At 69.2% G+C, this 23,118-nt stretch carries 19 protein-coding genes and 1 pseudogene; 9 read left to right on the plus strand and 11 right to left on the minus strand.

The genetic code is table 11. The annotated features are described in order from the left end of the window. Nucleotides 1-18: 18 nt before the first annotated feature. The 8 genes from ACLFA2_RS14550 to ACLFA2_RS14585 all read right to left on the minus strand — a co-directional run bounded on the left by ACLFA2_RS14550 (nucleotide 19) and on the right by ACLFA2_RS14585 (nucleotide 10,967). On the minus strand, nucleotides 19-1,062 hold the full coding sequence (locus ACLFA2_RS14550; RefSeq protein WP_426621537.1) for an ABC transporter ATP-binding protein: 1,044 nt from the start codon (nucleotides 1,060-1,062) through the stop codon (nucleotides 19-21). Then, nucleotides 1,059-3,017: a dipeptide/oligopeptide/nickel ABC transporter permease/ATP-binding protein gene (locus tag ACLFA2_RS14555; protein WP_426621538.1), complete on the minus strand. Its 1,959-nt coding sequence runs from the start codon at nucleotides 3,015-3,017 to the stop codon at nucleotides 1,059-1,061. The genes ACLFA2_RS14550 and ACLFA2_RS14555 overlap by 4 nt, the downstream gene beginning before the upstream one ends. Further along, nucleotides 3,017-4,015 carry an ABC transporter permease gene (locus ACLFA2_RS14560; RefSeq protein ID WP_051668055.1) on the minus strand — a complete coding sequence of 333 codons (999 nt, stop codon included), beginning with the start codon at nucleotides 4,013-4,015 and terminating at the stop codon, nucleotides 3,017-3,019. Before ACLFA2_RS14560 ends, ACLFA2_RS14555 begins: the two co-directional genes overlap by 1 nt. A gap of 21 nt (nucleotides 4,016-4,036) precedes the next feature. Then, nucleotides 4,037-5,632: an ABC transporter substrate-binding protein gene (locus ACLFA2_RS14565; RefSeq protein WP_426621539.1), complete on the minus strand. Its 1,596-nt coding sequence runs from the start codon at nucleotides 5,630-5,632 to the stop codon at nucleotides 4,037-4,039. A gap of 77 nt (nucleotides 5,633-5,709) precedes the next feature. Then, complete coding sequence (locus tag ACLFA2_RS14570; protein WP_426621540.1) at nucleotides 5,710-6,627, minus strand: serine hydrolase; 918 nt, start codon at nucleotides 6,625-6,627, stop codon at nucleotides 5,710-5,712. Then, entirely contained in the window at nucleotides 6,624-8,012 is a 1,389-nt protein-coding gene (locus ACLFA2_RS14575) for a serine hydrolase domain-containing protein (RefSeq protein WP_297556344.1), read from the minus strand. The genes ACLFA2_RS14570 and ACLFA2_RS14575 overlap by 4 nt, the downstream gene beginning before the upstream one ends. Nucleotides 8,013-8,154: 142 nt before the next feature. Further along, on the minus strand, nucleotides 8,155-9,483 hold the full coding sequence (locus ACLFA2_RS14580; protein ID WP_167256106.1) for a serine hydrolase domain-containing protein: 1,329 nt from the start codon (nucleotides 9,481-9,483) through the stop codon (nucleotides 8,155-8,157). Further along, the gene (locus ACLFA2_RS14585; RefSeq protein WP_426621541.1) at nucleotides 9,480-10,967 is read right to left on the minus strand and encodes an amidohydrolase family protein; all 1,488 of its coding nucleotides are present in this window, start codon (nucleotides 10,965-10,967) and stop codon (nucleotides 9,480-9,482) included. Before ACLFA2_RS14585 ends, ACLFA2_RS14580 begins: the two co-directional genes overlap by 4 nt. A gap of 180 nt (nucleotides 10,968-11,147) precedes the next feature. Here ACLFA2_RS14585 and ACLFA2_RS14590 point away from each other — a divergent pair, with 180 nt between their 5' ends. The 4 genes and pseudogenes from ACLFA2_RS14590 to ACLFA2_RS14605 all read left to right on the plus strand — a co-directional run bounded on the left by ACLFA2_RS14590 (nucleotide 11,148) and on the right by ACLFA2_RS14605 (nucleotide 16,487). Then, nucleotides 11,148-12,161 (plus strand): LacI family DNA-binding transcriptional regulator, encoded by a 1,014-nt coding sequence (locus ACLFA2_RS14590; RefSeq protein ID WP_021199883.1) that lies wholly within the window; start codon nucleotides 11,148-11,150, stop codon nucleotides 12,159-12,161. 299 nt (nucleotides 12,162-12,460) lie between these two features. Continuing rightward, a pseudogene (mmsA, locus tag ACLFA2_RS14595) lies at nucleotides 12,461-13,942 on the plus strand (multiple monosaccharide ABC transporter ATP-binding protein); the annotation flags it as partial. After that, nucleotides 13,939-15,309 (plus strand): multiple monosaccharide ABC transporter permease, encoded by a 1,371-nt coding sequence (mmsB, locus tag ACLFA2_RS14600; RefSeq protein ID WP_426621542.1) that lies wholly within the window; start codon nucleotides 13,939-13,941, stop codon nucleotides 15,307-15,309. The pseudogene mmsA and the gene mmsB, both read left to right, overlap by 4 nt. A 62-nt stretch (nucleotides 15,310-15,371) precedes the next feature. Further along, entirely contained in the window at nucleotides 15,372-16,487 is a 1,116-nt protein-coding gene (locus ACLFA2_RS14605; protein ID WP_021199880.1) for a sugar-binding protein, read from the plus strand. 111 nt (nucleotides 16,488-16,598) lie between these two features. Here the strand turns inward: ACLFA2_RS14605 and ACLFA2_RS14610 are convergent, their stop codons facing one another. Then, complete coding sequence (locus ACLFA2_RS14610; protein ID WP_021199879.1) at nucleotides 16,599-17,456, minus strand: MurR/RpiR family transcriptional regulator; 858 nt, start codon at nucleotides 17,454-17,456, stop codon at nucleotides 16,599-16,601. Between the two features lie 109 nt (nucleotides 17,457-17,565). On the opposite strand from ACLFA2_RS14610, the gene ACLFA2_RS14615 reads away from it, so the two are divergent. The 4 genes from ACLFA2_RS14615 to ACLFA2_RS14630 all read left to right on the plus strand — a co-directional run bounded on the left by ACLFA2_RS14615 (nucleotide 17,566) and on the right by ACLFA2_RS14630 (nucleotide 20,731). Continuing rightward, on the plus strand, nucleotides 17,566-18,459 hold the full coding sequence (locus ACLFA2_RS14615; protein WP_347123099.1) for an N-acetylglucosamine kinase: 894 nt from the start codon (nucleotides 17,566-17,568) through the stop codon (nucleotides 18,457-18,459). Next, nucleotides 18,449-19,384 (plus strand): N-acetylmuramic acid 6-phosphate etherase, encoded by a 936-nt coding sequence (gene murQ, locus ACLFA2_RS14620; protein WP_029259632.1) that lies wholly within the window; start codon nucleotides 18,449-18,451, stop codon nucleotides 19,382-19,384. Before ACLFA2_RS14615 ends, murQ begins: the two co-directional genes overlap by 11 nt. Before the next feature lie 113 nt (nucleotides 19,385-19,497). Beyond that, nucleotides 19,498-20,034: a hypothetical protein gene (locus ACLFA2_RS14625; protein ID WP_426621543.1), complete on the plus strand. Its 537-nt coding sequence runs from the start codon at nucleotides 19,498-19,500 to the stop codon at nucleotides 20,032-20,034. Between the two features lie 31 nt (nucleotides 20,035-20,065). Then, complete coding sequence (locus ACLFA2_RS14630) at nucleotides 20,066-20,731, plus strand: SDR family oxidoreductase (protein WP_021199875.1); 666 nt, start codon at nucleotides 20,066-20,068, stop codon at nucleotides 20,729-20,731. A 41-nt stretch (nucleotides 20,732-20,772) separates the two neighbouring features. On the opposite strand, the gene ACLFA2_RS14635 is transcribed toward ACLFA2_RS14630, so the two are convergent. Continuing rightward, nucleotides 20,773-21,096 (minus strand): DMT family transporter, encoded by a 324-nt coding sequence (locus tag ACLFA2_RS14635; RefSeq protein WP_021199874.1) that lies wholly within the window; start codon nucleotides 21,094-21,096, stop codon nucleotides 20,773-20,775. Next, nucleotides 21,093-21,461, minus strand: coding sequence for a multidrug efflux SMR transporter (locus ACLFA2_RS14640; protein ID WP_347123094.1), 369 nt, complete (start codon nucleotides 21,459-21,461; stop codon nucleotides 21,093-21,095). The genes ACLFA2_RS14635 and ACLFA2_RS14640 overlap by 4 nt, the downstream gene beginning before the upstream one ends. A 235-nt stretch (nucleotides 21,462-21,696) precedes the next feature. On the opposite strand from ACLFA2_RS14640, the gene ACLFA2_RS14645 reads away from it, so the two are divergent. Continuing rightward, nucleotides 21,697-23,103 carry a DUF222 domain-containing protein gene (locus ACLFA2_RS14645; RefSeq protein WP_426621544.1) on the plus strand — a complete coding sequence of 469 codons (1,407 nt, stop codon included), beginning with the start codon at nucleotides 21,697-21,699 and terminating at the stop codon, nucleotides 23,101-23,103. Nucleotides 23,104-23,118 lie beyond the last annotated feature (15 nt).

Below are 23,118 nucleotides of genomic sequence, written 5' to 3' on the forward strand. Positions count from 1 at the left end.
GAGAGCTCCAATCGATGGTCAGTCCACTGTGTCCGCTGAGGGCGGGGACCGTGTTGTGGTCGCGGCCGAAACCAGGGGGATGCTTTGGGAGGTGGGCACAGTCCCGAGCGCGGCGTCGGCAGGCGTCCCCGCGAAATGACAGGCAGCGCCCGCCGTGCCCGCGGGCAGCGGAGGCTCCGCGATGACGCAGATCTGACGGTCGGGTCGTGCGGCCGGGCCGATCGGACACCGCGGGTGGAAGCGGCATCCGCTGGGCGGCGCGTGCGGATCGGCCGGCTCGACATCGATCGGTGCGAGCGGATCGACCGCGAGCAGGTTCCCGTGCCGGGTGGGCGCCGCCTGCAGCAGATCCCGCGTGTACGGGTGCTGCGGGTCGGCGAGCACCTGCTCGGTGGGCCCGAACTCGACGATGCGCCCGAGGTACATCACCGCGATGTGGTCGCTCAGGTAGCGCACGACAGACAGATTGTGCGAGATGAACAGCATCGTGAGGTCGAGCTCGCCACGCAGCTCCCGCACGAGGTTGAGCACGGAGCCCTGCACCGACACGTCGAGTGCTGAGGTGATCTCGTCGGCGATCACGACCTCGGGCCGGGCGGCGAGCGCCCTGGCCAGGGCGATGCGCTGACGCTGTCCGCCCGAGAGCGCGGCCGGGAGCGACTGCGCGCGGTCGGCGTCGAGGCTCACGAGGTCGAGCAGACGGGCGACCTCGGTGCGCCGGGCGTTCGCACCGCGGATGTCACGCGGCAGCGCCTCGGCGATCGACTCGCCGATCGTCATGCGCGGATCGAGTGAGGAGAACGGATCCTGGAACACCATCTGGATCGGGCGACGACGACGGAAGGTCCGCACGTCCACGCCGTCGAGCGTGATGGTCCCCTCGCTGATCGGGGCCAGCCCGATCGCCGCGCGGGCCAGGGTCGACTTTCCGGATCCCGACTCGCCGACGAGTCCGACGACGGATCCGGACGGGACCACGAGCGAGACGTCGTCGACGGCGGTGAGGCCGGAACGATGCGTGCCGTAGCGCACGCTGACCTGATCGAAACGCAGCTCGCTCATCGCAGGACCGTCTCTTCCTCTTCTGCGGTCGTCTCGTCGGCGACCGTGGCGATCGCCACCGGGACCGGGGCCTCGCCGTCCACCGGGTGCCAGCACGCGACGCGGTGTCCATCGGCATCCGCCACCAGCTCGGGATCGCTCTCGCGGCAGAGATCGGTCGCGAGAGGACAGCGGGCGGCGAACGCGCAGCCGACCGGGAACGCCCCGGGAGCCGGGGGACGGCCGGGGATCATCTTGAGCGGCTCGCTGCGGTCGGCGTCGAGCTCGGGAACGACCTCGAGCAGGGCTCGCGTGTACGGGTGCCGGGCGTCTGTGTGCAGCGTGGCCGCAGGCAGGTCCTCGACGATGCGGCCCGCGTACATGACCAGCACGCGGTCGCAGGTCTGGGCGACCACGGCGATGTCGTGGCTGATCAGCAGGATGGCCGCATCGGTGTCGCGGCGCACGCGCGCCAACAGCTGGAGCACCTGCCGCTGCACGGTCACGTCGAGCGCCGTCGTCGGCTCATCCGCGATGATCAGACGCGGGTGGTTCATGAGTCCCATGGCGATCATGGCGCGCTGTCGCATGCCGCCGGAGAACTCGTGGGGGTACTGGTGGGCGCGTCGGGTGGCCGCGGGCACCCGGACCGACTGCAGGCGTTCGATCGCCCGATCCATGGCCTGCTTCCGGGTGATGTCCTGGTGCTCGGAGGCGGCCTCGGCGAGCTGCGATCCGATGCGCCTGGTCGGATTGAACGAGGTCATCGGGTCCTGGAACACCATCGAGAGCGAGGTGCCGAGCAGGCTCCGCACCGCGCGGTCCGATGTGGTCATCAACGGCGTGCCGCAGAAGTCGAGGCGGGCGGCGGCGACATGACCCGGGCGTTCGATGAGGCGGGCGGCCGCGAGCGCGGTGAGGCTCTTGCCCGAGCCGGATTCGCCGACGACACCGATCGCCTCACCGCGCGAGATCGTGAACGAGACGCCGCGCACCGGGGTGACCCAGCCGGCCGGCGTCGGGAAGGAGACGCGCAGGTCGTCGACGAGGAGCACCACTTCTTCACCGTCGACCTGCGCGGGCTGGGCGGCGCCGGGCGTGCTCGCGCCGGGGAGCGCGACGGCGGGGAGACGGTGCCGGCGCCTGGCGGATCGTCCGCCGAGGGCTGCGGCCGCGGTCTCGCCCAGGAGATTGAACGCGAGTCCCGCGATGACGACCGCCACGGCGGGGCCGAGGGCGGCCGCCGGGTTCAGGTAGATGCGGTTCAGGCCCTCGCCGAGCAGTCGGCCCCAGTCGTATTCGGGCACCTGCACGCCGAGGCCGAGGAACGACAGCCCGGCGAAGGCGAGCAGCGCCGAGCCGGCCGCCACTGTCGCGTTCACGATGAGCGGTTCGCCGATGTTCGGCAGGACGTGGCGGATCAGGATGCGGAAGCGCGAGACGCCGGCGACCTGGGCGGCGGAGATGAAGTCGCGGCCCGCGATCGCGGCCGACAGGGTCTGCGTGAGTCGGGCGAACTGCGGAGCCATCGCGAATCCGATCGCAAGCACGGCGCCCGTGGAGCCGACGCCGAAGATGACCGCGAAGAACAGGGCGAGCAGGAGGCCGGGAAAGGCGACCGCGATGTTGACGAACCCGACGATCGGGCGTCCGAGCCACCGGGGGAGCACCGACGGCGCCGTGCCGAGGAGGGTGCCGGCGACCACCCCGATGATCACGGCGATCACCGCGAGCACCACGGAGAGCCGGGTCGCGACCAGGACACGGGCGAGCACGTCGCGTCCGAGGGTGTCGGTGCCCAGCAGGTGCTCGGCGCTGGGGCCCTGGGTGATGGCGGCCGGATTCACCTGCTCGGCCTGCGCACCCCAGATGATCGGGGCGAAGATCGCGCCGAGGGTGACGAGGAGCATCAGGCTGAGAGCCGTGATCCCGAGGGGTGAACGGACGATGCCCGACCAGGCGGTGCGTGCCGACATCATGCCTCCCTGATGGTGGAGCGAGGATCGAGGAGCGCGAGGATCACGTCGATCACGAGGTTCACGACGAGCACCCCGACCCCGTAGACGAGCACGATGCCCTGCACGACGGAGTAATCCTTGCTGAGGATCGACTGCACGATCATGGTGCCAAGGCCCGGCCAGGCGAAGACGTTCTCCACCAGCACGGTGCCGGCGACCATGCCGGTCAGGAGCAGGCCGGTGAGAGTGAGGGTCGCGGTCATGGCGTTCGGCAGCGCGTGGCGCGAGTAGATGCGGTGCGGGGCCAGACGTTTCGCCCGTGCGGTGCGGATGAAGTCTTGACCGAGCACCGAGAGCACCTCGACCCGGATGATGCGGGAGAACACGGCGATCGGTCCGACCGCGAGCGCCACCACGGGCAGCACGAGCGAGAACGGCGCGGTGTTGCCCGCCACCGGGAACCAACCCAGCGACACCGCGAAGACGTAGACGAGACCGACGGCGAGCAGGAACTCGGGAATCGCGGCCAGGATGACCGATCCGGTCGCGAAGGCGAGTTCGAGGCCACGTCGCCGCCCGCCGCGGGTGGCGACGGCCATCGTCACCCCGAGGGGGACCGAGACCAGGAGCACGAGCACGACAGCGAGCACGGCGAGCTGCAGCGTGGCGGGGAGCCGGGTGGCGATGATCTCGGAGACCGGCTGACTGGTGATCATCGAGGAGCCCATGTCGCCCGTGAACAGGCCCCCGATGTAGCGGAAGTACTGCACGATGAGCGGCTGGTCGAGGCCGAGCGCCGCGCGTCGGGCCTCGACCAGCTCGGCCGGGGCGTTCAGCCCGAGGGCAGCGCGCACCGGGTCGCCCGGCACGAGGTGGATCATGAGGAAGGCAGCCGTGACCAGCACCCACACCGAGAGCACGAACTGCCCTCCGCGCCGGACCAGGAAGGACACCCACGGGTTGTCCGACCGTGCGGATCTGATCAGTATCGCCTGCGTGGCGGTGGTGCTGGCCATCGGCTGTCTCCGGTCTTCGGTCTACTCGTACATGCGGATCGACGTGGGGTCGATGCCGTCGCCCTCGGTGAACGTCGATTTGGTCGCGAAGGTCGAGCGGTTGATGTTCGCGTACGGCACGACGCTGGTCGTCGCGTACAGGGCCTGTTCCGCGGCGCCCCAGTCGTCGCATCCTTCGCTGCCGGCCTTGGCGGATGCCGCGGTGACGGCGTCGGTGTACTCCGGGTTGTCGATGGAGGCGAAGTTGGTGCCGTTGGGCGGTGTCGGACCGGAGTAGAACGGCACGAGCATGCTGGGCAGCGAGACCGTGAGCGGTGCGGCCGAGATGTCCCAGTCGCCGGTGGAGAACAGGGTCTCGCTCAGCGTCGGGGAGTCCACGGCGGCGACGGTGATGTCGACTCCGAGATCCTTCCACGCGGCCTGGGCGAGCTCCGCCGACGCGTTGCCGGCGTCGCCGAGCTGCGAGGAGTAGATCATGCGCAGCGTCAGCGTCTCCCCGTCCTTGGTGCGCACCCCGTCGCTGCCGGCCTTCCAGCCGGCGCTGTCGAGGGCGGCGGCGGCGGCCTTCGCATCGAACTCCGGCATGAAGCCCGTGAGCACGTCGGCGCGGCAGGGGTTCGGCGACACGGTCACGAGACCCGTCGGAACGGTGCCGGCGCCGCTGCCGAGCACCTGGCGCATCTGGTCGAGGTCGAGGGCTTCGATCAGCGCTTCGCGCACGGCCTGATCGGCCGTGGGGCGTCCCTCCGCCTGATTGAAGATGAACTGCCCCGCCGGGGTCGGGATCTCGGTGTGGAACAGGCCCGCGTCCTTCAGGCGCTGGTTGTCGGGGCCGATCACGAGAGCGGCGTTGACCTCACCGGGGAGCAGCAGGTTGGTGGCGGTCGTCTCGTTCGGGACCACCCGGAACACCACCGCGTCGGGGAGACCCTTCTGCTTCGGGTCCCAGTCGTCGGGTCCCCAGGTGAAGTCGTCGCGGCGGGTCAGCGTGTACTGGCTGTTCGGCACGACCTCGGTCATGGTGAACATCCCGGTCGCGCCGGCGCCCTTCGCGAGCGCATCCGGGTCGTCGATCACCGAGCCGCAGACGATGGAGATGCTCCCGATGTTCTCGATCAGGAACGAGTCCGGTCGTCCGCTGGTGACCGTCACGGTGCCGGTGGCGTCGTCACCCACGGCACTGGTGCCCGGCTGCACCTGCAGCCCGACCAGAGGAGAGCCGTTGGCGGGGTCGCCGATGTGGGTGATGTTCGCCGCCACATCGGTCGCCGTCAGCGGGGTGCCGTCTTCACAGGTGATGCCGTCGCGCAGCGTGAAGGTCGCCGTGGTCGTGTCCGCCTCCCAAGAGTCGGCGAGGCCTGAGGCGATGCTGCCGTCCTCCAGCACTTCCACGAGCCGTGCGTAGAGGAAACGGTCGATGGATCGCGCCACCGACATCACGGTGACGAACGGATCGAGACTGCCCGGATCGGTGGAGATCACCGAGGTGAAGGTCTTGCCGTCGGCGAGCACGCCGTCGGCGCCGTCGCCTCCGCTCGGTGGGGCGCCTGCGGCGCAGGATGTCAGGGCCAGCGCCGCAGCGCCGAGCAGCGCGATCAGCGGGGTACGAGAACGCATCAGAAGCCTCCAGCAGTGTTCGGGATGGTGCAGGTGGGTCGTGCAGGGGGAGTGCGGTGGTGCAGGGGGAGTGCGGATCAGACGGTCTGTGTGCGCAGGGCCTCGACGGCGGCGAAGGCGGCACGGCCGATCGAGGCGTCGACGAGCGGCTGCCGGTCGGCGAGCGAGGCGGCCCGGGTGAACACGGCCACCGCGTACCGACGGCCGTCGGGATAGGTCACGACGCCGGCCTCGTTGCGCCAGGTGGGCAGCGTGCCGGTCTTCGCGGCGATGCGCACCTCGCCGGGGAATCCGGCGGTCAGCCGATGCGGCCAGATCTGCAGCGCCATGATGTCGCGCGCCTGACGGCAGGCCTCGGCCGGGGCTGCGGTGTCGGTCCACAGGGCATTCAGCAGTGTGGTGACATCCCGCGGCGTGGAGTGCGAGGTCCGCAGCGGCTGCACGGCGTCGAGCGCGAGGATCTGCTCTGCGGTCGCGCCGGTGAACAGCTCGTCCAGGTGGCTGTCCGGGGTACCGCCGAGGTCGGCGATCACCGAGGCGAACAGGTCCTCGCAGCATCCGATGAGTCGGGTGTCCGCCAACCCCAGGTCGGCGATGACCCGGTCCACCGCCTCGGTTCCGAGGCGGTGGTAGATCACGTCGGTCGCCGCGTTGTCGCTCATCGACATCATGTTCAGCGCCAGGTCGCGCCAACTGGCCTCGACGTCGTCCGCGAAGCCGGCGGTGCCCACGCCGCCGATCCGGTAGCGCGCCGTCACGGTCGTGCGGGCCGTCGGGTCGAGCTCGCCCGCGGCGACCGCCCGCACGTAGGCGGTGAGCACCAGGATCTTGAAGACCGAGGCGAGCACCACCGGATCGTCGGCGCCGACGGTCACCTCGGGACCGTCGGCCACGCCGATCTCCCGCGCGTGCAGGAAGCCCGTGGCTCCCGCGCCGGCGAAGATCTCGGCGATCTGCGCCGACGTCTCGGATGCCGGGGTCGTCGTGATGGTCACGCGTCCACCCGGCGATCGGCGCGTCCGGTGTGCAGGTACAGCGCGCGGCCGCTGCCGTCGTCGCCGACGAACGCATGCGGCATGTGCATGCCGTTCTGCGGTTCGCGAGGGAGCAGGGTGTCGCCGGCCCAGCCGACGAGCTCCACCGGTTCGGGAGCCGGACCCAGCTCGGCGAAGATGCCCTTCATGGTGCGCTCCAGCCAGATGCGACCCTGGTCGTCGACGCGCACCGTCGAGTCGGAGACCGACGACGAGTAGGTGCCCAGCACCCGTTCGAGGTCGATCGGCACCGGTGACTCCGGAACCGAGGGGAGCGCGGGTACGGTGACCCCGGCGAGAGCCGCCAGCACCTTCGATGTGATCGCGTGATAGGCGTCGACCGTGCGCCCGCCGTTCGTGAGCACGGCCACCGCGACCCCCGCGCCAGGGACCATCCGTAGGAACGCGTTCTGTCCGATCGTGCCGCCGTCGTGCCCGATCACGGGTCCGCCGTCCCAGTCGAAGATCTCCCAGCCGAGGCCCCAGGCATCGCCCATCAGGCCGAGCTCCGGCAGATCGACCTGCCGCTCCTGCATCGCTCGCACGCTCTGCTCCGAGAGCACCCGCGTGCCGTCGGCGGAGACTCCGCCGTCGAGGTGCATGCGGGCGTAGGTCACGAGGTCGCGTGCCGTCATGGCGAGCATCGATCCGGCCGGGGCGTTCGAGCGCACCAGGCTCCACACCGGCGCGGGGACCGGCTCATCGCCGCTCTCGGCGGGGATGTGCCCGAGCGCTGCACGGAACATGATCGCCTCGGCGGCCGTCGTGGCCACGTGCGTGAGGCCCAGCGGGGCGGCGAGGTGCGTGCGCAGTGCCTGGTCGTACGATGTGCCGCGCAGCACCTCGACGATGCGGCCGAGCACCACGAATGCGGCGTTGTTGTACGAGAAGCGCTCGCCGGGGGCGAAGAGCTGCGGAGCGTCGGCGATCGTCGCGAGATACTTCTCGACCGCGTCATCGCCGACACCCGTGTCGTTGAAGAGGTCGCCCTCGAACCCGCTCACGTGGCTCAGCAGCTGGCGGGGGGTGATCGCGCTCGCCGCCGCGTCATCGCCGATCGCGAACGCGGGCACGGTGTCGCGCACCGGGGCATCGAGGTCGAGCAGACCCTCGTCGACGAGCTGCATGATGAGCGTCGCGGTCCACGTCTTCGTGATCGAGCCGATCTGGAAGACCGAGTCCTCGTCGGCTTCGACGCCGGTGTTGCGGTTGAGGATCCCGGCTGCGGTGGTGAAGATCTCGCCACCGGCCAGGATCGCGACGGATGCCGCGGGGATGTGCGCGTCGGCCAGCATCGTGGGAAGGTTCTCCCGCACCCAGCTGCCGATTTCGTTCAGGTCGGACACGTGCGCTCCTCTTCGTCGAGTGGGGCCGTCGTCTTCGGGCGACGGCGATGGGGCCGAGACTATTCGCGTGCTCCATCGCCTCGTTGGTGCCCGGCGACGAGACTTCCCCAGACCTTGGTGCGCTCGGACGAAGGATCGGCGGTCAGCGGCGTCGCACGGCGCGCATGCCCACGTGGAGCAGCTCGGGACCACCCTCAGCCGCGTCGAGCACGCGCCCTACGGGCTGATCGGCGTCGGTGATGAGGGCGCCGTCGGCGCGCACGCGCAGCCGCAGCGGCGGGCGGGCCGGGATACCGAGGGCGGCGATGTCCTCACGCAGCACCATCGCGAACTCGAGCGCATCGCCGACACGGGTGACGTCGTAGCGCCACTGCCCGGCGTCGTAGGTGCCGACCATCTCCTCGAGCAGCTCCACCGCGTGCAGCTCCGCCGTCTCGGGGGGCTTCTCGATGCCGCGAAGCCGTGCGAAGCACCAGTCGACGAGCTGCGCCCCGAGTGCCTTGCCGCTGCCGCTGTTGGTCAGCACGGTGACGGCCAGGTCTTCCTCCGGAGCCATCACGAACTCGCTCAGCTGCGTGTCGGAGATGTTCCCCCCGTGCATCACGACGCGAGCCGAACCGTGTCGGCTGAGCAGCCAGGGCAGACCGATCGCGTCGATGGGCGGACCGGCGGCGAGGTGGGGCTGCTGCATCAGGAGCCGGGTCGCGTCGCCCACGGGTGGCGTGCCCTCGGACTCGCCGCGCATCTGGAAACGGGCGTAGGCGAGCTGATCGCGCACCGACGACACGATGCCGCCCTCGGCCGCGATGTCGCGAGTCAGGGGCCAGTGCGGGAAGGTCGCCATCGCTCCGTTCTCGCCGGGGACATGCCCCACCGCATGGGGGCGAGCGATCACGTCCCACGGGAAGAAGAACGTCTCCGTCATGCCCAGCGGATCGAGGACGACGCGCTGCACCGCCTGCTCGAACGTCTCACCCGTGATCGTCTCGATCACGCGACCCAGCAGCCGGATGCCGGCGTTGCTGTAAGAGGCGATGGTACCGGGCGCGAAGAACTGCGGAAGATCGGAGAAGGTGGCCACGTTGCGGGCGAGGGCGTCGTCATCCCACCCTGGCTGATCATCCGCGTCACCCAGGAACCCTCCGGAATGCGTGAGGAGGTGCCGGATGCGCAGCGCCGCGAGGGCCTCCCCGTCGGCGAGACGAAAGTCGGGGAGCACGTCGACCACGCGTGTGTCCAGGTCGAGCGCGCCGTTCTCGACCAGGTGCATCGCGACGGTTCCCGTGAAGGTCTTCGAGGTCGAGCCGACCTGGAACAGGGTGCTCTCCGTCACCGCGGCGCCGGTGTCGACCGCGGCGACGCCGGTCGTCGCGATGAGCTCCCGATCCCCGTCGATCACACCGACCACCGCGCCGGGTACGCCCAGGTCTGCGGCGGTGGCGTCCAAGAACTCCTGCAGGTCGTCGTTCACGCGGCATCCCCTCGTACGGCGCGGCCCGGCAGGGCTGCGGTCACGATCTCTCCTTCGTGCACGACGCGAGTGCCGCGGACGTAGAGCTCCCGGACGCCCCGCGACGGTCGGATCGGGTCGGCGTAGCTCGCCCTGTCGGTCAACGTCGTCGGGTCGATCACCACGATGTCGGCATCCGCCCCGACCGCCAGATGTCCCTTGCCCCGCATGCCGGACGAGACCTCGTCCAGGACCCGCGCGGGGAGGAACGAGCAGCGGCGGAAGGCTTCGAGCCAGCTCCACGTGCCGCTCTCGAGAACCATGAGCCGCAACGACTTCGCGAAGGTGCCCGCGGTGCGCGGATGAGTGTGGCCGCCGGCGGGAAGCGGCCAGTCGCGCTGTTCGTACACGGTGCGTCCGCCGCTCGCGTTCCACGAGATCGGCATCGCATCGCTCGCCACGATCGAATCCGGGTAGGCCAGGGCACGGTGCAGGTGTGCGCGGTCGAACGGGTCGCCCTCGTCGAGGAACGTGACGATGCAGGTGGCGCCGGGGTCCGTCGCGCGTACCTCGCGCAGGCGGGCCTCATCGGCGATGCGCTCGCCGGTGTCGACGAGCACGAGAGACCGTGGAGTGATGCCGAGGCCTGGGAGCTTCTCCGGCGCCAGGAAGAAGGCGCCGATCGCTGTGCTGCCGGCCCCGTAGGGGTACGCCTCGACGGTGACGCGGGATCCGGCGGCGCGGCTGCGGTCGAGCAGGCCCAGCACGCGGTCGACGTGGCGCAGCGAGGTGCTGTTCACATGGCAGTGGTGCATCGCGGCCCCGGTCTCGGCAGCGGCGCGCACGAGCTCTTCCGAGCCGTCGATCGGCGTGCGGGGGTCGGCTTCGATCAGCTCCCGCACGTGCGTGAAGGTCGGGGCGTGCGCTGCGGCGGCCAGACGTGCGAGGTCGAGATATTCGTCGGGATCGGACCGTGGTGCGTATCCCATGAGAACGCCGATGCCGAGAGCCCCCGCCCCCAGCTCGTCTTCGAGCAGACCGAGCCAGCGGCGGCGTTCCGCGGGGGAGGAGGAGCGCTGCCACTCGGGCGTGCCGAGCAGATCCATCGACGCGGTGAAGTCGGCGACGGGCACCCGGTCGAGGTGCGCGTATGCCCGTGCCTGCGACCAGGAGGCCGAGAACCCGTAGTTCAGGGGGCGCCCGTCGGCCGCGGCGCGCGCGAGGGCCTCGGCGATCGGCATGAGCCCTGCTTCGAGGTCGAGGGCGGTGGTGACACCGTCCATCGCCTGCAGCCGGTGCCCCGCGATCGAGTGCACGTGGCTGTGCAGGTCGACGAAACCCGGCCCGATGATGAGGCCGGCGGCATCGACGACCTCGCCATCGGGTGGCGCCGTGAGCCCGTCGCCGACCGCCGCCACCCGCCCGCCCGCGATCAGCAGATCGGTGATCCGGTCGGTCTCCGTCTTCGGGTCGATCACGCGCCCGCCGCGCAGCAGAGTGTCCACGTCGTCACCATGCCATGCGGGCCGGAGCGGATCCGGTGCCGCCCGACGAAACCGGGGGGTCGTTCCGGTGCCCGGGCACAAGCCGTTCGGCGATGGTCCCGCCGTCGAGAGGTGCACGCACCGGCGTCGACCGACATAATGTAGTGGGGATGTGACCGTGCACACGCAAGGAGGCAAGTGATGTCCACCGCCTCCGAGCGCGCCCGCCTGCCGAGCATTCGCGACGTCGCCCGCCTCGCCGGTGTCTCGCATCAGACCGTGTCCCGCGTGCTCAACGATCATCCGAGCATCCGGCCCGAGACGAAGGCCAAGGTGCTCGATGCCATCTCGGTCCTCGACTACCGGCCGAACCTCGCCGCGCGCGCCCTGGTCACCAGCAAGTCGAACATGCTGGGCATCCTGTCCGCGACGATCGGCGAGTTCGGACCCACCTCGTCCATCGCCGGCATCGAAGATGCGGCGCGGGAGGAGGGCTATTCGGTCTCGACCCTGAACCTCGCCGACACGACACCGGAAGCCATCGGCCATGCGGTGCGGCAGCTGTCGCGTGAGCAGGCCGACGGCATCGTGGTGCTCGCCCCGCAGGTGCGGGTGTTCCATGTGCTGCGCGGCATGTCGGTCGACATGCCGTTCGTGACCCTGCAGACGGCTTCGGGTTCCGATGGCGTGAGCCTGTCCGCCGATCAGGTCGCGGGTGCCAAAGCGGCGACCGAGCACCTGATCTCGCTCGGTCACAGCGACATCCTGCACCTGGCTGGTCCCCAGGACTGGATCGAGGCGGAGTCGCGCATGCGCGGCTATCTCGACGGTCTGCGCGAGGCCGATCTGCCGACGTTCCCGCCGATCCGCGGCGACTGGACGGCCGACTTCGGTTACTTCGCCGGCAAGGAGCTGTCGCTCCGGCGTGACTTCACTGCGGTGTTCGCCGCGAACGATCTGATGGCGATCGGGCTGATGCACGGTTTCCGTGATTCCGGTGTGCGGGTGCCGCACGATGTGAGCGTCATCGGCTTCGACGACATCCCGGTCGCGGCGCACGTTGCTCCCACGCTCAGCACCGTGCACCAGGACTTCCCCGAGCTCGGTCGTCGAGCAGTGCGCATCCTGCTCGCGCAGATCCGGGGGGAGCAGCCGCCGACGTTCGGGCCGCTGCAGACGATCCTGCGCGCGCGCGAGTCCGCCGCGATCCGCTGACGCGTTCCGTGCAGCGCTGGCGCGCCGCTCGAATTCATCGAATCCTTTCGATCCGTGCCGTCGCATGGTGGATCGAGATGGCGCCGGCAGCAACAGTGTCACGGTCCGGATTCGAATTGCCGGTGCCGACTTGACACCGGTCCCACGGAAGACGACGATATACCGATGTGAACGGTCACATCGAAGGTGACCGCACGTCGCGAGGAAGATCCGTGAGCACCACAGCAACGTTGCCTACCGTGTCAGGCCCCATCTTGGAGATGCGCAGCATCACCAAGGAGTTCCCGGGGGTCAAGGCGTTGGCCGACGTCTCCATCACCGTCCGCGCCGGCGAGATCCACGCGATCTGCGGGGAGAACGGCGCCGGGAAGTCGACCCTGATGAAGGTTCTGTCCGGGGTCTACCCCTACGGAACCTACGACGGCGAGATCCTGCTCTACGGTGAGGAGCAGCGGTTCAGGGACATCGCGGCCAGCGAGCAGGCGGGTATCGCGATCATCCACCAGGAGCTCGCGCTCATCCCCGAACTCTCGGTCACCGAGAACATCTTCCTCGGCAACGAGATCCAGCGCGGCGGACGCATCGACTGGACGGCTCAGAAGGAGCGGGCCATCGAGCTCCTCGCCCGCGTCGGGCTGAGCGAAGACCCCGACGTGCCGATCAAGACCCTCGGCGTCGGCAAGCAGCAGCTCATCGAGATCGCCAAGGCGCTGAACAAGGACGTCAAGCTGCTCATCCTCGACGAGCCGACCGCTGCCCTCAACGAGAACGACTCGCAGCACCTGCTCGACCTGATCCTGGGGCTGAAGGCCAAGGGCATCGCGTCGATCATGATCAGCCACAAGCTCAACGAGATCGAGCAGATCGCCGACGAGATCACGATCATCCGAGACGGCCGCACGGTCGAGACGCTCGACATCTCACGCGGGGAGATCAACGAGGATCGCATCATCCGCGGCATGGTCGGTCGTTCGCTCGAGAGCCGCTACCCGGATCGCACCCCCGAGATCGGCGAGGTGTTCTTCGAGGTCAAGGACTGGTGGGTGCAGCACCCGACCGTGCCGGAGCGCATGGTCGTGAAGGGCTCGAACATCAACGTGCGCCGCGGCGAGGTCGTCGGCATCGCCGGTCTCATGGGTGCGGGGCGCACCGAGTTCGCGATGAGCATCTTCGGGCGCTCCTACGGCACCTTCCTCTCCGGCACCCTGATCAAGGACGGCCAGGAGGTCGCCCTGCACGACGTCGCCTCGGCGATCAAGCACGGGCTCGCGTACGTCAGCGAGGACCGCAAGGTGCTCGGACTCAACCTGCTCGACACGATCAAGCGGTCCATCGTCGCGGCGAAGCTCTCGAAGATCGCGCACAACGGCGTCGTCGACTCCCGTGAGGAGTTCTCGGTGGCTGAGCGCTATCGCAAGGCGCTACGCATCAAGACGCCCTCCGTCGAAGAGGGCGTCGGCAAGCTGTCCGGTGGGAACCAGCAGAAGGTCGTGCTGGCGAAGTGGATGTTCACCGACCCCGACCTGCTCATCCTCGACGAGCCCACGCGTGGCATCGACGTCGGTGCGAAGTACGAGATCTACGCGATCATCAACGAACTCGCGGCTCAGGGCAAGGGCGTCATCGTCATCTCCAGCGAGCTCCCCGAACTCCTCGGCATCTCCGACCGCATCTACACCGTCTTCGAAGGTCGGGTCACCGACTGCATCCCGGCCGACCAGGCGACACCTGAGGACCTCATGCGCAGCATGACCTCCGCGACCCAGAAAGCATCCGCATGACCACCGACACCACCGCAACGAAGCGCGGCTTCCACTTCAAGGACATCACGAAGATGTTCGGGGGAGGGCAGTCGACCCTCCGTCAGTTCGGCATCCTCGGCAGCCTGGTCGTGATCCTGGTCGTCTTCCAGGTGCTGACGTGGATCTTCAAGGGCACCGGACTGACGCTGTCCTCCGGCAACCTGATCAACGTCGTCAACCAGTACTCGTACATCCTGATCCTGGCCATCGGCATGGTGATGGTCATCATCATGGGTCACATCGACCTCTCCGTCGGATCCGTCGCCGCGTTCACGGGCATCGTCGTGGCCAAGGCCATGCAGGACTGGAACCTCCCCTGGCCGTTGGGCGTCCTCCTCGGTCTCGGTGTCGGCGTGCTGGTCGGTGCCTGGCAGGGATTCTGGGTCGCCTACGTCGGGGTGCCGGCGTTCATCGTGACGCTGGCCGGCATGCTGTTCTTCCGAGGGGCGAACCAGGCGGTGGGCGACTCGCTGTCGATTCCGGTGCCGCAGGGCTTCAAGGTCATCGGCGCGGGATACCTTCCCGAGCTGTCGTTCATCCCGGTGCCCTTCAACGTCTTCACCATGCTCCTCGCTCTCGCCGGCGTCGCGTGGATCGTGTTCTGGGAGATCCGCACCCGTCGCATCCAGCACAAGATGGGCGCCGACATGGCGCCGCTCTGGGTGAGCGTCACCAAGGTCGTGCTCATCTCGGTCGTGATCCTCGTCGCCGGTTGGCTGTTCGCCACCGGGCGCGAGGGGACCAGCTTCCCGATCTCGGGCATCATCCTGCTGGCCCTCGTCATCCTCTACTCGTTCATCACGAACAACACCGTCTTCGGTCGCCACATCTACGCGGTCGGCGGCAACCGGCAGGCCGCGCGACTGTCGGGTGTGAAGGACCGCTGGGTCGACTTCTTCGTGATGATGAACATGTCCGTGCTCGCCTCGTTGGCCGGCATGATCTACGTCGCCAGGGCGACGGCATCGGGTCCGCAGGACGGCAACGGCTGGGAGCTCGACGCGATCGCGTCGGTGTTCATCGGTGGCGCCGCCGTCTCGGGCGGTATCGGAACCGTGATCGGGTCGATCATCGGTGGTCTCGTGATGGCGTTCCTCAACAACGGCCTCGCCCTCCTGGGCGCCGGAGCCGACGTGGTCTCCATGATCAAGGGCCTCGTGCTCCTGTTCGCCGTCGGGGTCGACGTCTGGAACAAGCAGCAGGGCCGCCCGTCGATCATCGGATTCCTCACGCGTCGCTTCGGCCGCAAGCAGGACCCGGCGACCGACACGTTCGATCCGACCAAGACGAACTACCCCACGAGCCAGAAGTACGAAGCCCCCGCCGTCGAAGAGACGCGCGGATAGTAGGGGCCCAGGCGCGTACCGCACGCGCACCTGGACCTTCACACACCAGAGAAAGAGATCACATGAAGAAGATTCTTCTGTCGGCGACAGCGCTTGTCGTCGCGGGCGCCTTCGCCCTCACCGGCTGCTCCTCGGAGCGCGGCGGTGACACCGGTTCCGGATCGGGGGACGAGGCCAAGGGCTTCGCCGCCGATGCCACGATCGGCGTCGCCCTTCCGGACAAGACCTCGGAGAACTGGGTCCTCGCCGGTCAGCTGTTCACGGACGGCCTGGAGAAGGCCGGGTTCAAGGCTGACGTGCAGTACGCGCCGGCCAGCAACACGGTCGCCGAGCAGCAGAACCAGATCCAGGCGATGGTCACCGGTGGCGCCAAGGTCATCATCATCGGTGCGAAGGACGGCAAGCAGCTCGCCACCCAGGTCGAGGCCGCTCGTGACGCCGGCGTCACCGTCATCGCGTACGACCGTCTGATCGAGAACACGGAGGCCGTCGACTACTACGTCGCGTTCGACAACTTCAAGGTCGGTCAGCTGCAGGGCCAGGCTCTGCTCGACGGGCTCGCCGAGCGCGCGGGTCATGAAGCTCCGTACAACATCGAGCTGTTCTCGGGCTCGCCCGATGACGCGAACTCGGCCGTGTTCTTCAACGGTGCGATGGACGTGCTGCAGCCGAAGATCGACGACGGCACGCTGAAGGTCGTGTCCGGTCAGACCGAGATCGCCCAGACGGCGACCGAGGGCTGGAAGGCGGAGAACGCTCAGCGCCGCATGGACTCGATCCTGACGTCGACGTACAGCTCCGAGACGCTGGACGGCGTCCTGTCCCCGAACGACACCCTCGCTCGCGCCATCATCACCTCGGTGCAGGGTGCGGGCAAGCCGGTCCCGGTGGTCACGGGTCAGGACTCCGAGGTCGAGTCGGTCAAGTCGATCATGGAGGGTGTGCAGTACTCCACGATCAACAAGGACACCACGCTCCTCGTCGAGCAGTCGATCAAGATGGTCGGCCAGCTGCAGAAGGGTGAGAAGGTCGACGTCAACGACACCGAGCAGTACGACAACGGCGTGAAGGTCGTTCCGGCCTACCTGCTCGACCCGATCATCGTCACGAAGGAGAACGCGGCTGAGGCCTACGCCAACGTCCCGAGCCTCCTCGAGATCGTGAAGTCGTACCAGTAACACGCACCCTCTTCACGACGCTCACCGTCGTGGAACGGCGAGCCGTCCTGACCTTCGGGTCGGGGCGGCTCGCTCGCGTTCGGCACCGGCGTGGTCCGTCCGCCGCCTTCCTCAGCCGCGAAGGGCGCGGGTGGCCTGGCCCGTGCGCTGCAGAGCATCGACGGTCTCGGTGTATCGACGCTTCGCGACGCCGATGAACAGGCAGTCCACGAGCGTGAGTTGGGCGATGCGGCTCACCATGGCACCGGCGCGGAAGGTCGATTCGCGCACCTCGGTGAAGAGCGGGTGATCGGCCGCACGCGCGAGGGCAGAATCCTTGGCCGAGGTGACAGCAATCGTGGCGGCACCGCTGGCGCGTGCGGTCTCCAGGAAGCGCACCGTCTCGAGCGTGGACCCCGAATGGGAGAAGCCGATCGCGACGGTCAGAGCGGTGGGCAGCACCGAGACGGCCACGGCTTCGTGCGGGTCTGCCGGCATGTGCGCGTTCCGACCGACGCGCAGGAGTTTGTGGGTGAGGTCTTCGGCCACGAACCGACTGGCGCCGAGCCCGTAGAGGAGGATGCGGTCGGCGCGGTCGAGCGCATCGACCGCGGCTTCGAGCACGGCGAAGTCGAGACGGGCGACGGTCTCCTCGATCGCCAGCAGTTCGAGAGCCGCGACCTTCGACACCGCCTCCTGCAGGGTGTCGTCGTCGGAGATCTCCGAGCCGTAGGCTCCGCGTGCCGAGAACTGCGCCGCCTCCTTGCCGAGCTCGGCGGCCAGGGCCATGCGCAGCGGCGCGTAGCCGCTGAAGCCGATGGCGCGGCAGAAGCGCACGACCGACGCGACCGAGGTCTCGCATTCCGCGGCCAGCTCGTTGATCGTGTTGTCGATCACGACCGAGGGGTTCTCCCGGACGACCAGCGCGATGCGGGCGAGCGACGGCGTGAGCGTGGAAGCCGCGGCTTCGATCGTCGACTGGATGCTCATCGGTCCTCCATCGTGCGGTGCCGCCGGTGCGGTGAAAATTCTTTTTGCAGAGTCTACTTCGCATGTAGTCTCTTTTCATAGCCTTTTTCCGCCGATCCGAGGAGAGCCGATGAGCGTGCAGAAGAGCGCCTCCGTCGATCTCGGCAAGTCGCGGTGTCGTGTCCTGGTCTCCGACGCCGAGGGCCGGATCGAACGTGACGGTGTCGGCGCTCCCGGCCTGGCCGCAGCAGGCGGGGTGGCCAGCGCGTTCGACGCCATCCTCCCGCTCCTGGCGGGGGAGCGACTCGACCGGATCGGCGTCGGTGCCGCGGGAGCCTGGATGGCACCGGATGCGGCGCAGGGGCTGTCCTCTCGGCTCGCCGCCGCGACCGGTGCCGCAGTCGCTGTCGCCTCCGACGTGGTCACCGCCCACGCAGGTGCGCTCGACGGGGCCGGGGGAGTGCTCCTCATCGCGGGCACCGGAGCGGTGGCGCTCGGCATCGACGCCGACGACGCACGGCTCGTCGACGGCTGGGGGCCGGAACTCGGCGACTTCGGCAGCGGTTCGTGGCTCGGGCGCGAAGCGCTGCGTGCGGTGCTGCGCGCCGATGACGGGTTGGTGCCGGACACAGTGCTCACCGAGGCCATCGCCGAGCCCGTCGGCGCGGTCACCGACATCCAGTCCTGGCTCGCGGTCGGCGGTCCGCTCCCTCGGCGCCTCGCGACGCTCGCCCCGCTCGTCCTCGACGCCGCGCAGTCGGGCGACGTCGTCGCCGGCGCGATCGTCACCGAGGGGATCCGACTGCTCACGGCGACGGCGTCCGCCGCGTCCGCGCTCACGGCCGACGTCGTGCTCCATGGCGGACTCACCGCGCATTCGTGGTTCCGCGAGCGCCTCACCTCCTCCCTGCAGGCTGCCGGGCGTCGGGTCGTCCCCGCGCGCGGTGACGCCCTCGACGGTGCGCTGCTGCTCGCACGCCGCACCGACCTCCCCCACGAAAGGTTCGTCCACCGTGCCGAATGACGATTCCCGCCTCGCCGCCCTCCTCTCCGTGCTCGACCGCCTCGACACCGAGGCCTCGACGACCGAGCGCGGCGACCTCGACCTGCTCGGCACCGCTGAGCTCGTCCGGCGCATGAACGCCGAGGACCGGCGGGTGCCCGAGGCCGTCGCCGAGCACGCCGAGGAGATCGCGGCCGCCGTCGACGGCATCACCGCGCGGTTCCGGCGCGGGGGGCGCCTCATCTACATCGGCGCCGGCACGGCAGGCCGTATCGGCGTGCTCGACGCGAGCGAGTGCCCGCCGACCTTCGGCACCGATCCCTCGATGGTGGTCGGTCTGATCGCCGGCGGAGAGACCGCGATCCGCTCGGCCGTGGAGAACGCCGAAGACGACGACACCGCCGCGGAGGCTTCGCTGCGGAGGCTCGCACTCTCGGAGAGCGACACGGTGGTCGGCATCTCGGCATCCGGCCGCACCCCCTATGTCGTGGGAGGGCTGACCTACGCGCGCAGCGTCGGCGCCTTCACTGTCGCGATCGCCTCGAACGCCGACTCCGAGATCGGTGCGGCCGCCGAGATCGCGATCGAGGTCGTCACCGGTCCCGAGTTCATCTCCGGATCCACCCGGCTCAAGTCGGGCACCGCGCAGAAGCTCGTCGTCAACATGCTCACCACGCTGTCGATGATCAACCTCGGCAAGACATATCGAGGGGTGATGGTCGACCTGCTGGCCACGAACGAGAAGCTCCACGCCCGCTCCATCCGCACGGTGTCGCAGCTCGCCGGCGTCGACACCGATCAGGCGGCCGGGGCGCTGCAGGCGGCGGACGGCTCGGTCAAGCTCGCACTCCTCATGCTCGCCGCCGACGCGACGCCCGAGGATGCGGCATCCGCCCTCGACGAGGCCGACGGCATCCTTCGCGACGCGATCGCGGCACTCGCCTGATCTTCATACGCACCTGATCTCAGCACGCACCTGCGTCTCGGGCGCTGGGCGCGGTGCTGATTCCGGACGCCGGACGTGGTCCTGGGGTGCTCCTGCGTCAATAGGATTCGGGTGTGGATGATCTCGTTCCGGTGGCGCCCTGGTTGCTCTTCGGTGCGGCCGTCGTCGCGGCGGTGGCCTCGCTGATCGCGGGGCGCGCCGTGCCGTGGCAGGGTCGACAGGCCGTGCTGGTCATGGCGGCCGCGATGCTCGTGGCCGCGCTCGCCGGAGATGCCCCGATGGTCGGTCTGGGGCTCGGGGCCGTGCTTCTGCTCTCCGCCATGCTCGGCACGGTGGGGGTGCGCGGAACCTCGGCTGCCGGCGAGTGCTTCCGCCGTGCGCTCATCGCCCTGCTCGTCGCCGTCTGCTCGTTCGAGAGTGCGGTGACAGGCGAGGCTCCAGAGGCCGGTGCGGGGGCGCACGGAGGTCACGGAGGTCTCTCGGGGCTGCTGTCGGTCGTGATCGTCGCCGGAGTGATCGGCGTGGTGCTGTGGACCGTCGTGGCGGACTGGTTCGTCGAGCCCGTCCATCACGGGCGCACCGCGCGAATGGTCGCGACCGAATCGTGGGCGCTGGCCGCCGGGGTCGCCCTGATGTGCCTGGCGACGTGAGGGGAGTTCCGGGTTCCGATAGCGTGGCGACATGCCTCTCGCTCTGATCACCGGTGCCGCCCGTGCCGACAGCATCGCCGCCGGCATCGTCCCTCGACTGCGCGCCGCCGGATGGACCGTCGTCACCAGCGACCTGCACGATGCCGACCACCCGGCCGACCTCTCGACGCACGAGGGACCGGAGGCGCTGATCGCCGAGGTCACCGCCGCGCACGGACCGATCACCGCCCTCATCCTGAGCCATGCGCACGACGTGGAGTCGGGCATCCTCGACACGACCGCCGAGAGCTTCGACCTGCACGTCGCCGTGAACGCGCGGGCGACTCTGCTGCTGATCGCCGCGTTCGCGCGGCAGATCGGCGACGATGGGGGAGTGATCCTCGCGCTCACCAGCGACCACGTCACCGGCAACCTCCCGTACGGCGCATCCAAGGGTGCCCTCGACCGCCTCGTGATCTCTGCGGCGCGCGAGCTCGGTCCGCGCGGGATCTCGGCGAACGTGCTGAACCCCGGCCCCATCGACACCGGCTGGATGGACGACGAGACGCGCACGGGTCTGGCCGGGATGACGCCCCTCGGGCGCCTCGGGCAGCCGGCGGACGTGGCTGCGGTGGTGGAGTTCCTCGTGTCGGACGAGGGGCGCTGGATCTCCGGGCAACTGCTGAAGTCCGACGGCGCGTTCTCGGCGCAGTACTGAGGGGTGCGGGGCGCTCGATCAGTCGGCGGCGCTGGCGATCGTCAGTGCCCGCCGCCGAACTCGATCATCCCGACCCCGACGGCGATGAGTGCGACGCCGACGGCCATCATCGCCGAGAAGTGGTCCTTGAAGATGACCCGTCCCAGCACGGCGGTCAACGCGACGCCGGCGGCGGCCCAGATTCCGTAGGCGACGCCCACCGGCATCCCCAGCGCCAGGATCGTGCCGAGCAGCGTGAACGCCGCGACGTAGCCGACGACGATCACGGGGATCCAACGGCGACGGCGCAGACCCTCGGATGCGCGCAGGCTCAACGTCGCGGTGACCTCGCTGACGATCGCGAGGGAGAGGAGCAGCCAGGTCACGGCGCCACCTCCCTGGTCTCGCGCGTGTGGGAGCCGAGTTCGACGAGCAGCACGCCGACCACGATCACGCCGACGCCGACGATCTGCACCGGTCCCAGCAGCTCGCCGAACAGCACGGTGCCGAGCACAGCGGTCAGCACGACTCCGATCGCCGACCAGATGCCGTACGCGACCCCGACGGCCATGCCGCGATCGAGCACCACCGACAGCAGCCACAGTGAGCCGGAGTAGCCCAGAACCACGACGATCAGCCAGAGCGGATGCGTGAATCCCTCGGCCGCACGCAGCGAGAGGGTCGCGGTGACCTCCAGCCCGATCGCGAGCAGCAGGGGCGGCCATGCCGAACGGCGAGGACGATCTGTCATCGGGGGCCTTTCGTGGAGGGTCCGAGGGGGAGAACGCGAGGGCGGCGTGCAGGATTCCCGGCGCGTGTGGAATCGATGGCGGTCGAGAGCGGGACGGGAGCGAGCTGTCGACGTCGGACAGGAGAGGGATCGTGTCACCGCTGATATGCCGGCATGGATTCGAATATAGCTTCGAATGTCGGTGGTGGTCGCGGTAAAATCGAGTATGTCGAATTTGACCGCGTTGCATGAGGCGATGTCTCGCTTGGATGAGGTGTGGGCGGGTGTGGGGGATTCGGGGGAGTTGTCGCGGGAGCAGTTGGTCGTGGTGAGTGCGTCGATCGGGGTGTTGCGGCGTCGGTTGGATGCGGTGCATGTGTCGGTGGCGGCGTGTATCTCTCGGGAGTCGCGTGCGGAGTTGGGTGCGGGGAGTCTGGCGAAGCAGCAGGGTTTCCGTAGTCCGGCGACGTTGATCGCGGCCGCGACGGGGGTGTCGACGGGTGAGGCGTCGCGTCTTGTCAGGGTGGGTGAGGCGACGGCGCCGCGGAGTGATCTTCTGGGGGCGCGTCTGCCGGCGAGGTATCCGTTGGTGAGTGCGGCGTTGGATGCGGGGGTGCTGGGGGCTCCGGCGGCGGCTTTGATCATCGCGGCGCTGGATCGGTGCCGGGTTGTGGCGGGGGTGGAGCGGATCGCTGAGGGGGAGCGGATGCTGGTGGAGAAGGCGGCAGGGCTCGCGCTCGATGGTGTGCGCATGCTCGTGGTGCGGGTGGAGGCGTGGCTTGACCCGGATGGGGTGGAGCCGCGTGAGGACGAGCGCCGTGGCAGGCGGGCGTTGTCGCTGTTCGAGCGGGACGGGATGGTGCATCTGAACGCGGTGCTCGATGTGGAGACCGCGGCGCCGGTGGTGACGGCGATCCGGGGGTTCGTGACGGCGGTGTTCGCGGCGCGGAAGGATGCTCCCGATGCGGGCGCTCCTGATGGGGATCGGCGGACGGTGCCGATGATCCAGGCGGATGCTCTTTCGGTGTTCTGCGCGCATGTGCTCGGGTGTGAGCGGCGGGTTCCGGTGGCGGGTGCGAGGGTGATCGTGCGGGTGGGTCTCGATGATCTGGAGGCCGGGACCGGGTCGGCGACCGTGGATGGTGTGGATCAGCCGGTCAGTGTCGGGGCGGCGCGGCGGATGGCGGCCGGGGGTGGCGTGATCCCGTGTGTTCTCGGTGGGGACAGTGAGGTTCTCGATTGGGGGCGGGAGAAACGGTTGTTCACCCGGGCGCAACGGCTGGCGTTGGTGGAGCGTGACGGGGGATGCGCGATGTGCGGTTTGCCGCCGGAGATGACGAGGGCGCATCACATCCGCTGGTGGACACGCGATCGCGGGCCGACCGATCTCTCCAACGGGGTGCTGCTGTGTGAGACGTGTCACCATCGCATCCACGACAACGGGTGGGAGATCCGCATCGACGCTCCCGGGACCGGAACCAGAACCGGGAGTGGGACCGGGACCGGAACCGGGAGTGGGACCGGGACCGGAGCCGGGAGTGGGACCGGGACCGGAGCCGGGAGTGGGAGTGGAGCGCGGGTGTGGTTCATTCCGCCGCGATACGTCGACCCGCAACAGGCCCCGAGGCTCGGCGGGCGCGCACGCTTCGACATCGCCGCGTGACGGTGTCGCTGCACG

The organism is Microbacterium sp. As-52 (genome assembly GCF_049949185.1).
Lineage (GTDB): Bacteria > Actinomycetota > Actinomycetes > Actinomycetales > Microbacteriaceae > Microbacterium > Microbacterium maritypicum_A.